Source organism: Rickettsiales bacterium (assembly GCA_029252805.1).
In the GTDB taxonomy this organism is placed as follows: domain Bacteria; phylum Pseudomonadota; class Alphaproteobacteria; order Rickettsiales; family JALZUV01; genus JALZUV01.
On record JAQXAR010000032.1, the window covers coordinates 40,247 to 52,254 of the forward strand.

At 46.3% G+C, this 12,008-nt stretch carries 13 protein-coding genes; 7 read left to right on the forward strand and 6 right to left on the reverse strand.

Features of this window, described 5'->3' with window-relative positions:
• Window positions 1-16: 16 nt before the first annotated feature.
• The 4 genes from P8P30_06975 to P8P30_06990 form a co-directional block, all read right to left on the reverse strand.
• Window positions 17-841, reverse strand: a complete 825-nt coding sequence (locus P8P30_06975) for a CheR family methyltransferase (GenBank protein MDG1287294.1) — start codon at window positions 839-841, stop codon at window positions 17-19.
• A gap of 7 nt (window positions 842-848) precedes the next feature.
• Complete coding sequence (locus P8P30_06980) at window positions 849-1,460, reverse strand: CheB methylesterase domain-containing protein (protein ID MDG1287295.1); 612 nt, start codon at window positions 1,458-1,460, stop codon at window positions 849-851.
• Between the two features lie 92 nt (window positions 1,461-1,552).
• Complete coding sequence (locus P8P30_06985; protein ID MDG1287296.1) at window positions 1,553-2,050, reverse strand: chemotaxis protein CheW; 498 nt, start codon at window positions 2,048-2,050, stop codon at window positions 1,553-1,555.
• Window positions 2,043-4,946, reverse strand: coding sequence for a hybrid sensor histidine kinase/response regulator (locus P8P30_06990; protein MDG1287297.1), 2,904 nt, complete (start codon window positions 4,944-4,946; stop codon window positions 2,043-2,045). Before P8P30_06990 ends, P8P30_06985 begins: the two co-directional genes overlap by 8 nt.
• A gap of 149 nt (window positions 4,947-5,095) precedes the next feature.
• Between P8P30_06990 and P8P30_06995 the strand changes: the two genes are divergently transcribed.
• The 6 genes from P8P30_06995 to cysD all read left to right on the forward strand — a co-directional run bounded on the left by P8P30_06995 (window position 5,096) and on the right by cysD (window position 10,221).
• A complete protein-coding gene (locus P8P30_06995; GenBank protein ID MDG1287298.1) occupies window positions 5,096-5,488 on the forward strand; it encodes a response regulator in 393 nt (130 codons plus the stop codon).
• A 9-nt stretch (window positions 5,489-5,497) separates the two neighbouring features.
• Window positions 5,498-6,046 carry a hypothetical protein gene (locus tag P8P30_07000; protein MDG1287299.1) on the forward strand — a complete coding sequence of 183 codons (549 nt, stop codon included), beginning with the start codon at window positions 5,498-5,500 and terminating at the stop codon, window positions 6,044-6,046.
• Window positions 6,047-6,125: 79 nt separating this feature from the next.
• The gene (locus P8P30_07005) at window positions 6,126-7,856 is read left to right on the forward strand and encodes an NADPH-dependent assimilatory sulfite reductase hemoprotein subunit (protein MDG1287300.1); all 1,731 of its coding nucleotides are present in this window, start codon (window positions 6,126-6,128) and stop codon (window positions 7,854-7,856) included.
• On the forward strand, window positions 7,856-8,404 hold the full coding sequence (locus P8P30_07010) for an NAD(P)-dependent oxidoreductase (protein ID MDG1287301.1): 549 nt from the start codon (window positions 7,856-7,858) through the stop codon (window positions 8,402-8,404). Before P8P30_07005 ends, P8P30_07010 begins: the two co-directional genes overlap by 1 nt.
• Window positions 8,397-9,125 carry a phosphoadenylyl-sulfate reductase gene (locus P8P30_07015; protein MDG1287302.1) on the forward strand — a complete coding sequence of 243 codons (729 nt, stop codon included), beginning with the start codon at window positions 8,397-8,399 and terminating at the stop codon, window positions 9,123-9,125. Before P8P30_07010 ends, P8P30_07015 begins: the two co-directional genes overlap by 8 nt.
• Window positions 9,126-9,363: 238 nt before the next feature.
• Entirely contained in the window at window positions 9,364-10,221 is an 858-nt protein-coding gene (gene cysD, locus P8P30_07020; protein MDG1287303.1) for a sulfate adenylyltransferase subunit CysD, read from the forward strand.
• A gap of 50 nt (window positions 10,222-10,271) precedes the next feature.
• Here the strand turns inward: cysD and P8P30_07025 are convergent, their stop codons facing one another.
• Window positions 10,272-10,979, reverse strand: coding sequence for a hypothetical protein (locus tag P8P30_07025; GenBank protein ID MDG1287304.1), 708 nt, complete (start codon window positions 10,977-10,979; stop codon window positions 10,272-10,274).
• Between the two features lie 190 nt (window positions 10,980-11,169).
• On the opposite strand from P8P30_07025, the gene P8P30_07030 reads away from it, so the two are divergent.
• A complete protein-coding gene (locus tag P8P30_07030) occupies window positions 11,170-11,658 on the forward strand; it encodes a GNAT family N-acetyltransferase (protein ID MDG1287305.1) in 489 nt (162 codons plus the stop codon).
• Window positions 11,659-11,906: 248 nt separating this feature from the next.
• Here the strand turns inward: P8P30_07030 and P8P30_07035 are convergent.
• Window positions 11,907-12,008 (reverse strand): IS1595 family transposase (locus tag P8P30_07035; GenBank protein ID MDG1287306.1); only part of this gene is annotated, 102 nt, incomplete at its 5' end.

The window sequence follows — 12,008 nt, forward strand, 5'->3', positions numbered from 1 at the left end:
AGCGAAGTCGAAGACCCTAGTGATTCGGCTTATAGAATCCTTTAAATTCAGGAACGGGTGAAAAATAATCTCCAAGCCCCATTACCGTCTCTGGTGCGCCCAAAACAAGATAGCCTTTCGGTGCAATAATTCGATGCATTTTTTCCAAGATACGCGTCTTGGTTGCTACATCAAAATAGATAAGCACGTTACGCAGCATGATCACATCAAACGGCCCACCTGCGTAAAAGTCACGAATGAGATTTCCGGCTTTATATTCGATGTGGCGTTTTAAAGTATCCCGAATCTTCCACCCTTGGGGCACCTTTTCAAAATAGGACGCAATTTGCACATCGGTAAGCCCGCGATTCACCTCGAAATCATTATAGATTCCCGCTTTTGCCTTTGCGATAATCTCGGTCGAGATATCGGTCGCCAGCATTTTATAGTTAATGGGTTTCACCTCTTTTGAAATCTTCTCCATCACCATAGCGAAGGAATAAGGCTCTTGCCCGCTTGAGCATGCAGCAGACCAAAAATTCAATGTCGTACGCTCTTGCTGTTTGATAAAAACCTCAGAGACCACTCTTTCAAACACCTCAAAGGGAGATTTATCGCGAAAGAAAAAAGTCTCATTAATCGTCATCGCATCGATCACATCCTGCTTGAGGATATGAGTTGGGAGCGTATGCAGGCGATTCGCCAATTCAGTCACGCTAGGAATATCGTGATGTTCCAAAACAGGTTCGAGCTTACTATCCAACAAATATTTCTTTTCTTCTGTCAGCACATAGCCCGACTGTTGAAAAAGGAAATCGCGATAGAAGTTATAAGTTCCAGTATTTATGGTAGCAGTTAGCATAATGTTATTATTGCCCTAAAATGGTTAAAATTTTGTGAGGAATTTGCCCTAAAGGCAAAATTTCATGCGATAATCCTGCTTCAGCGACGGCCGCTGGCATACCCCATACCGCGCTTGTCTCTTTATCTTGCGAAAGTAGTATATTGCTATTGCTCTCTTCAACAATTTGGCGCGCCCCCTCTAAACCATCCTGCCCCATCCCTGTCAGGATCACCGCCAAGGTGTTATGGGGATAGATACCGCCAATCGATTCAAACATAGGGTCTACGGCTGGACGACAATAATTGACAGGAGGATCCTGATTCAATCTCACCTGCACATCCTTATTCAGCATCTGCTTAAAGCACATGTGGTAATCACCTGGCGCCAAATAGACTTTTCCTATTTCAAGCGCTTGTCCGTCTTTCGCTTCAAAAGATTCGAACCTAGTTTCTTCTTCTATTTGGCTGGCAAATATACCAGTAAAAGAAGCGGGCATGTGCTGGGTAATAATAATGGGGACATGGCACTTTCCATATAACGGTTTCAGCACTTTCATCAATGCTTGTGGTCCTCCCGTCGAACTCCCAATCGCCAGAACTTTAGGTAATAATGATAGTTTGGGATAGGGGCGCGTCATCAATGGAATATCCTCTTACAGCCGGTTAAACTGTTTCGGCTGCAACCCTAAGGCTAACAGCGTACGAGGTTTTTGAGAGCACATCACATACATTAAGTTTCAACTTCCTCTGCGAGTGGCTTCACCATATGAAATAATTTCGGCACATCAAGGCAGACAATTAGCTCGTTATCACGCTTAATCACACCATTAGCAACCTCACGCAATTTGCCTTCCAAAATGGAAGGGTTTGTGTCCATCTCATCTGGCATAAACGTAAATACATCACGCACACCATCCACAATAATACTGTAGAGTTCCTCTTCGAATTCGACCACAACACTTAAATCTTCAACCTCATCGGAAAGAGGCACACCCAAAGTAACACGCGCATCAATCGCGGTCACAATATGCCCGCGAAGATTCATGACCCCTGCGATACCTTCTTCAGACAAAGGCACATGGGTAAGTTTCTGCAAACGCAACACATCTCGCACCTGCGCGACATGAATACAAAAGGCCTGATTCCCTAAGTGGAAAATAAGATAATCATTGATGATACCATCCTTATCTTCCGCATAACCATCTTCATGAACTACAAGATCATTCATCGGAAACCGCCTCCTTGGGTCTTAGTTTAAGCGCATCGTAAAGCGCTTTTTTGAAGCTAACGGCATCAAATTTTTCCAGATAGAAATCAAAGCCCTGGCTTAAGCCATATTCAACATCCTCAGGCGTATCATGCGATGAGACGGCGATAAGGGGAATACGCTTCAACTGTTCATCCTTTTTGATGATTTTGGCAAATTCATATCCATTAATTTCCGGCATTTCGATATCGCTCACGATAATGTCATAAGGCTCTTCTGCGCTGAAGCATTTCAACGCCTCGCCCGCCCCATTCGCCGCGGTCACTTCAAAACCGGCGCCTTCCATAATGGGTAACATCAAGCCACGGAAGAAGGCACTATCATCGACAATCATCGCTCGCGGTTTTACATTTTTGATCTCTTCAGTGCTGTAAGCACCTACTTTTTCTGACTTTTCACGTGAAATCGCTTCCTTATAAGGCAATTGCGAATCACTGCGACCAAACCAGTCACCTCCCGCTTTCTTCATATAAAAAGCCGTATCGAGCACATCAACAGCTTTACCTGTGATAATGGCACTTCCCAAGAATCCGTCTTTTACGCCCTCGGTTTCCAAATTAAGGTGATCATTCACGATATCCACAATCTCTTCTACCACGATTCCCAGATCATTTTTAGAGCGATCATCACTGAACACGACAACATTCACGTATTTATCCCCCGCCTTACCTGGGTTCACTGCCGTATCGCCACTCACCTCCATCAGAGTCATGAGAGAATCACGATATTGGACCACCGCTCCGCCTTGCGTGTGCTCAATATCTTCAACTTTGAACTTCTCAAGACGACTTACGAGAGCCAGTGGCACTGCAATTTCCTGATCAGCTGAACTGCGCATGACAAGCAAGGCAGTTTTCTCACCCGTACGGCGAACCGCATCATTCTTCACGGCCTCCGCTGCTTTTCTGTTTCCTCTGGCCATCGCACTCTTATTCGAGATTCGGACAAGCCCTTGCGGGTCAAGAATCATAATCACACTCCCGTCACCCAAAATGGTATTTCCAGAAAAGATACTGATATCCTTGAGCATTGGCGAGGTGGGCTTGATGACGATCTCTTCCGTATCAAACACCACATCTACCAGCAGACCAAAAGCAGACGAACCGACCGTGATCACCACAACATAGGCGCTATCATATTGGTTCTTAATTTCTTCATCCGTTTGCGTAACATGCTTAGCATCCGGAGCAGATTCACTTTGCTCGCCTGTGAGGATTTTCCCTAAATCCAGAACCGGCAATAACTCATCACGCAAGCGCAATACCGGCACCCCATTCATGGTTTCGATACGGTTTGCATGGTTTTTCGCCACCCGTACCAATTCCTGAATTGCCACTTGAGGAATCGCGAAACGCTGATGCGCGCTTTCAACAATCAATGCAGAGACAATCGCCAAGGTCAGCGGGATTTTAATTTGGAAAACACTACCCTCACCTGGCGTTGAGTTCAGTTCAATACTCCCACCAATTTTTTCGATGTTAGAGCGCACCACATCCATCCCCACGCCACGGCCCGATACAGCTGTCACCGCTTCTGCCGTTGAAAAACCCGGCTTAAAGATAAACATATAAATTTGCTGATCCGAAAACGCTTCAAGCTCAGCTTCTGTCGCCAAACCTCTGTCTAAAATACGATTCACAATCGCATCTTTATTTAAGCCCTTACCATCATCCGAAATCTCAATCACGATTTGTCCGCCTTCATGAAAGGCATTGAGATGAATCGTCCCTGTCTCTAGCTTCCCCGCCGCTGCACGCTCCGCAGGCGCTTCAATTCCATGATCACACGAGTTGCGCACCATATGCGTCAGAGGATCTTTAATCAGTTCGAGAACCTGACGATCAAGCTCTGTATCTTCGCCTTCCATCACCAATTCGATTTTCTTACCGAGTTCGTGCGAAATATCACGAACAATACGCGGCAATTTCGCCCAAGCATTTCCGACGGGTTGCATGCGTGTTTTCATCACCGCTTCTTGCAAGTCAGAGACGACGTAATTGAGTTGCTGAATCGGCCCAACCATCTCGCCATCGACACGACCACGAGACACTTGTAATAGTTGATTACGCGTTAACACCAACTCGGAAACCAACGTCATCAAATCTTCTAATACATTGACGTTTACACGCAGGCTTTGCACCGGTACGGGAGGTTTCTTCGCAGGAGCCTTCTTCGCTAGCGCTATTTCCTTTTTAGCAACAACCGTTGCAGCTATTTTCTGCTCTGCGGCTTCTCTCTCAGCTTCTGCCGCTTCTAGGGCTGCAATCTCAGCCTCGATCTGATCGTAAACATCTTGCCCGATCGTACCGTCATCTTCTCTTTCTGCTTCTAGCGCAACTTCCGCAGCCGCTTCTGCCGCTTCTGCCGCTTCTAACGCCGCAATTTCAGCTTCGATCTGATCGTAAACATCTTGTCCGACCGTACCGTCTTCTTCGGTCGCTGGCTCTTCGCTCGCAGACGGAGCACCTGTCGTCGGAGCGACACCAATAACATTGGCATTTAATTCATCAATAAGCGCGGAATAATCCGCATCAGGTTCTTCCCCGGTTCCTGCGACACTGTCGAGAATATCGCGCACGACATCAATCGATTTAAAAATAACATCGACTTGTGCTTTTGTGGGCACAACATCATCTTCGCGCAAACCATCCATAATATTTTCAGCCGCATGCGCGACTTTTTCAAGCTTAGAAAGACTCAAAAACCCTGAGGTTCCTTTCGCCGTATGCATCAACCTAAAGATGTTATTGATGATTGTTTTATCACCCGTACCTTTTTCCAGATCCACTAATTGCGTATCAATGATCGCAAGACTCTCCTGCGTTTCATCGATAAATTCCTGAATCAAGTCATCCATTGTACTTTTCCCTTAATAAAGGCGCTGTCGTTTGTAGATTGTTAACCTTTATCATCTATGCCTTAGATAAGAGATTTAATCATCATCAGGTTAATATTCCGTTAGCCTGACAAACAAAAAGCGCCCCACTCGCGTGAAAGGAGCAACATATGGCATTCAGCAAGAATATGCACATTCTGGTTGTAGACGACTATAAGACAGTCATCCGTATTATTAAGAATTTATTGGGCCAGATCGGCTTCACTAACCTGCATGAAGCCATGGATGGAACTCAGGCTCTTGAAATCCTCAACACTCAAAAAATTGATTTTGTGATTTCAGATTGGAATATGGAACCTATGTCTGGCTACGAACTTCTCAAAAAAATTCGCAACTCCGATAAATATTATAAAGATATCCCCTTCATGATGGTCACGGCTGAAACCAAAGCCGAAAATGTGGTGATGGCGAAAAAGGCCGGCGTAAATAACTATATTATTAAGCCATTCAATCTTGAAACCATGAAATTAAAAATTGGCGCGGTTTTCAACGTACAACTTTAGGAGATCTCCATGAGCATCGAAAAGTCTAAAGAGTATCAAGAGCTACAAGCGGCGCTAGCGAGCGTCGGCAGCTTTATTAAATCCGGGCGCAGGAATCTCGCCTCAAGCAACCCAAATGAGATTGTTGAAACGCTCATTCCTGACTCAACATTAGAGTTGAATGCCATTATTTCCGCATCGGAAGATGCTAGCAACGAGATTATGGATGCGTGCGACGCCATCGAAAAGGCGGTTGCAGGCTTAGATGAGGTGGCAAAACAAGCCGTGCTTGCCGAAACGGCCAAGATTTTCTCTTCCTGCGGTTTCCAAGACATCACCGGTCAGCGCGCGACGAAGGTAATCTCTTACCTCGCCCAAGTAGAGGAGAAAACACTCGTGCTTATTAAAAGCCTCAAAGGGTTTTTCGATAAAGAAGGCACCCCCGCACAAGAGGATACACCAAAGGGCAAGGTCGACGAAGACCACGAATTGACCGATGAAGAACTAAAGAACGGCCCTCAACTCGAAGGCAAAGGCCTAAGCCAAGCAGAAGTCGATGCCATGCTGAATGATTTTTAATTAACAATAAATACTTGTTAATTGTTTAAATTCACACAATTCTATTGCTTTATTAGCCTAAACTTACTATATCCTGCCTATGAGTGAGAGTAAACAAGAAGGCTATAAACGCGAAAGTCTCGGCTTACGTGGCAATATCGCGAGTGAACTGGATGACACTTCATCGGGTTTTGTATCGGATGAATCCTACGAACTCCTCAAGTTTTTCGGCAGCTATCAAGGCTATGACCGCGATACCGCCACCCCACGTAAGAAGCAAGGACTGGAGAAGGAATGGGAGTTCATGCTCCGCCTCAAAATGCCTGCGGGACGTTTGACGGCGAAGCAATATCTCGCACTCGATAAATATTGTGATGCACGTGCGAATGGTTCGCTCCGCATCACCACGCGTCAGACATTCCAATTCCACCAGATTCTCAAAGGTGATTTAAAACCATTCATCAAAGAGATTAGTGCAGAGCTTCTCTCTACTATGGGTGGCTGCGGCGATGTGGTGCGTAATATCACCGCCTGCCCCGCGCCGATTAAAGACGGATTGCATGAAGAAATGCTAACGCTCGCTCTCCAGCTTGCCAAACATCTCGCTCCACGCACAGATGCTTATTGGGATATGTTTGTCGATGGCCAGAAGCAAAATTATCCGTTTAACCCAGAAACTGATTCAACGACTGAAGATATTTACGGCGACACTTACATGCCGCGTAAGTTTAAAATCTCGGTGATTGATCCGCGTGATAATTGCACGGACGCACTCACTAACGATCTCGCTTTCATTGCCGATATCGAGCGTGAGAAAATCATCGGCTATCACGTTGTGATTGGCGGCGGCATGGGGATGAAGCATAACACTCCCGCCACTTACCCGCGCCTTGCTACGCCGATTACTTACATCGCACCACAAGATGCGCAGGCGATGGCCGAGGCCGTAGTGAAGCTACAACGCGATTATGGTGATCGCGAAAATCGTCAACATGCGCGCCTCAAATATGTCGTAGCGGAAAATGGCAATGACTGGGTTCGCAAGAAATTAGCGGATTATTTCGAGGGTGAGATCTTACCCATACGCCCATTGCCTAAATTATCCATCTGCGATCATATGGGCTGGCATTCTCAAAATGACGGCAACTATTTCCTCGGGATACCGATCCCTTCGGGGCGTATCATTGATATTGAATCCGGCGAATATGCAGGCGCGAAATATCGTACGGGCTTACATGCGGTAATCTCCAAATATCAAATGAATCTGACCCTTACGGCAGATCAAAACATCATCCTGACCGATATCAAAGCCTCCGATAAACTGACGATTGAACACATATTGCGCGATCACGGTATCCGCTTGAATGAAGACATCACTCACATCGCCCGCCATTTCCACGCTTGCGTGTCGCTCCCCACGTGCGGCAAAGGTTTGGCAGAATCCGAACGTGTTGAGATTCCACTGGTGAAGCAGTTGGAAAAGCTTTTCGACAAACACGGGCTGATACATGAAGAAATCGCGATTCGCATCGCCGGTTGCCCTAATGGCTGCTCGCGCCCTTATGGTGGCGAGATCGGTATTGTTGGCCGCATGCCTGGGAAATACCTACTCTATCTTGGCGGCGAATATAACGGCACCCGCCTAGGCACCGCCGCTTTCGATAAAGTACCGCTCGAGCAAATCACCGATGCGCTAGACCCCATCCTCGCACGCTTCGTTGTGGAGCGCTCCGAAGGTGAAAAATTTGGCGACTTCTGTCACCGCATTGGCTGGGATGATCTGAAGGCGCAAGCATTGCCACACTTAACCGACTATAAGTGGGCAGCCTAATGTTCCCAATTATCCTAAACCCAGAGAAAACCGATATTCTCGTCATCGGCGAAGGCGCCGCCACTACACGCCGCATCGAATTACTCGAAGCGGCGTGTACGAGTTTTGAACATATCGAAGATGACGATATCGCCCAAAGCACCTTTTCGCGTGCAGGCGTGGTCTTCATCGCTGACTTTGACGATTTCACCTCAGGCACGTTATACGATCAAGCCAAGTTGGCTGGCTGCCTCGTCAATGTGGAAGATAAAAAACACTATTGTGACTTCCACGTGCCCGCCATGGTACGCCGGGGTGAATTATTGCTGACCGTATCTACGGGCGGCGGTAGCCCTCGCCTCGCTCGCCGTTTGCGGATGATGCTAGAACAGCTCTTCCCCGCAAGCTGGGCAGAGAATTTGCAAACCATCTCCACCAAGCGCGATGAGTGGAAAGCGAACGGCGCAAGCTTCACCGAACTGGCTGAGAACACCGATAAGCTGCTTGATGACGAAGGCTGGCTAGATGTTAGCTGCCCATGTTTTGAGAAAGCGGAACGTAATGTCTAAATCCCTATCCCGCCTACAAGCCTTCTACCAAGATCTCTCAGCCCAAGCACTTTTGCGTGTGATGGCGAATAAGGAATTTGAGGGAAAGATTGCCTCGCTCACCTCTTTCGGGGCGGATTCTGCTGTCCTGCTGGCACTGATTGCTGATGTGAAGCCCGACCTGCCTATCTTCTTTTTAGACACCGGCAAACATTTTCCCGCCACACTCGACTTTGCGCGCGAGTTAACGGAACAACTCAAGCTCACCAATGTCATATGGCTCAAACCGGATGAAACGCTACTCGGCAATATCGATAAAGACGGAACGCTTTGGAAAGACCAACCTAACCGCTGCTGCTGGTTGCGTAAGGTAGAACCGCTAGAGCGCGCAATGGAAGACTATAAAATCGAAGCCATGATTACGGGGCGAAAACGTTACCAAACCGCTCAACGTGCCAATATGGAAACGATTGAACAAGATGAAAAAGACGTATTCCGCATCAACCCGCTTAGCCATTGGGGCAAAGGGCAATTGGAGGAATTCACTGAGCGCCGTGGTCTACCAACCCATCCACTTATCGCCGAGGGCTTCCTATCCATCGGTTGCGAACCCTGCACATCCATTGTAAAAGAGGGGCAAGATGAACGCGCTGGCCGTTGGATGCACACCTTTGACGGCGATGATAAGAAAACCGAATGCGGCTTGCACGTGGCGGCTAATAACACAAACTGGTCGGTATAGAGAGACAATCAAATGATGATTTTATTAGTAAGAATTTGGTCGGTCGTTTTAATTATTTTCGCCGCATTGTTGTTTAAACCATTTCACGAAGAAACATTGAACACACCCGACCTAGATTTGTTTTTAATGATTGTATTTTATTCAATATTCCCCGTATTCATATTTTGCGGGATTTACGGATTATTAAAGCCACAGAAAATGTTGAACGCTTACTTACGGATGATAGGAATCACCCCAAATGACAACTCCTAACCACTCAACAACTCAACACTTAGACTCCCTCGAGTCCCAATCCCTCTACATCTTCCGTGAGGCGTTCAACAAGATCGATAATATGGCGATGTTATGGAGCTTTGGCAAAGATTCGAACGTGATGATCCACCTCGCGCGTAAGGCGTTTTTTGGCAAAATTCCGTTCCCATTAGTGCATTGTGATACCGAATTGGAAATGCCGGAGGTTTACGCGTTTCGCGATAAATATGTAAAGGAATGGGACGTCAATTTCCTTTCTCCAACCTGCCCACCGCTCGAGGAAACCGATGAGTCTCTTCCGCATTCCGCTCGCATCGCCGCGCGTAAAACGCTGGGGCTAGCAGCGGTGATCAAAGAGCATAAATTTAACGGCATCGTCACCGGTATCCGCCGTGATGAGGAAGGCACCCGCGCCAAAGAACGCTATTTTAGCCCACGCGGCCTGAGCGGCGAATGGGATGTCAAAGACCAGCCACCTGAATTCTGGGATCAGTTTAAAACCGACTTCCCACCCGGCACGCATATCCGCGTCCACCCACTCCTACATTGGACGGAACTGGATGTTTGGCTCTATATCAAACGCGAAGGCATTCCGATTGTGCCGCTCTATTACGCAAAGAAATACGATGAATTTGAAGGCAAAGACTTTGGCGGGAAAAGCATGCGCTTCCGTAGCTTAGGCGAGCGCGGCATCACTTGGCCGTTAGAATCTGAGGCCGACACGATCGATAAAATCATCGCAGAACTCCGCACAACCAAAGTGAGTGAGAGATCTGGCCGCCCGATGGGTGCTGACGAAGATGAAAGTAGCTTTGAAAGATTGCGCGCTGCTGGATATATGTAGTTCCTATCACTTCACAAAGATGCTTTTAGCAGCCTAAAGTTCGTTGAGCTCTAAGCTTCAGTTCTAAAAGAGACACGTGTTTGGGTTTGCACTTGCATTGACATCGAGTAGGCAATGAAGCTCTTATCATCCCTCCGATAATTTTCCGCTATGACCCCTGTAGATTCTCGCATTTCCGAACGCTCACTCCAATAAAGTGACTCCATTTGCCCCATAAGCATAACGGAGAAATCTTCCGTCTCAGGAGTGATTTGCTCCATTAGCGGAACAATGAGGATAACGCTACGCATCAAATGATCATGAGCCGCTGTTTTTACAAACTCATCAATCATCGCAATCATGCTAATAAGCGCTTCTTTATCGCGGTCTGAAATACTTGCATTGCCAACCGTGCTAAGCGCCTGCTGTGTTAACGTAGGGAGCTGAGGCTCAGGCACCTCAACCGGAATAAGAATTGTCACTTCAATTGACAAGCTGACTCTAAGTTCAAAGTAACTTTCTTTAGCAGCAGCCACGTCAAAATGGAACTGAGCCATATCTCCCGATTCAAAAAGCTCTTTCGCTTTGGAAAAAACATCTTCGAATAGTTGAAAAACTTGACTCTCAAACCCTGCATAAGCATCCAAAATAGCCTGATCATTCACTGTGGCCTCAGCATCACTTGATATCTCTAAATTTTGAGATGATCGCGATTGCTGAAACAAATCCGAGCTAATATCGATAATATCTTCAACGGTACTGCCCGTAAACTCATTCATTTGCGCTGTTTCAAATACACCATTCTTAAGAGCATTTAAGCCCTGCAATATGGTACTTAGCCCCGAAAACTGGGGTATGGAAGACACTACTTGCATCTCAACCTCCTACATAACTATCTGTTATTTAAACGCTATTATAGCATTTTTTCCACTCGTTTGAAAGCGCCTCAAAAATTTGTTACAAAACTCTATGACCTTCCGCATCATCACCCGCGCTGAGTTTCCGAAAGTGCAATACATGTTAGAGCACATTATTGCGGCAGAGGAATTCCTCACCCTGCCTTGGGATGCGCATAAAAGTGAAATGGAAGATTACCTATTTGGTGATTCCACTTACGAAGTTTGGGCGCTGGAAGAAGAGGGTGAAATTTTGGGCTGTTATCATCAACGGCCAAATCAAAAAGGCTTGGGAGATCATATCGCCAATGGCGGGTATGTTGTCTCACCAGATGTGCGCGGCAAAGGCGTGGGACGGCATTTGGGCGAACATTCTATCGCACGCGCCAAAGAACAAGGCTACCACGGCATTCAGTTTAATTTTGTGGTCAGCACCAACATGATTGCGATCAAACTTTGGCAGTCTCTCGGCTTTGAAATTATCGGTACCATTCATAAAGCCTATCACCGACAGCAGGTGGAATATGTGGATGCTCATATTATGTTTAAATCGCTATTGTAATCATTCTGTAACATGACTTTTTCACCGCTTGCGGCTATAATCCTCTCAATTATCTTGGTCTTTTATTCTTCATAAACCCGATTTTTAGCTGCAACTATGTAGCTCTCCTAAATATATTCGCCGTAAAGCGCGTATTGGAAAAATTATGAAGATGGTCACACTGCACTAGGTACCAAATCCTAACTTTTATCTCATTTTAATGTGATGGAAGCAGTTCTTTTTATTTTTATTATTTTTGGGGCTGACACCTAATAATATTCTTTGAGCAACTTTTTCAGGTCTGCCAGTAAGTCACTTGGTGTGCCCATATTAAACCTCCACTCACATTCTTTCAAGAACAGATTAAAATG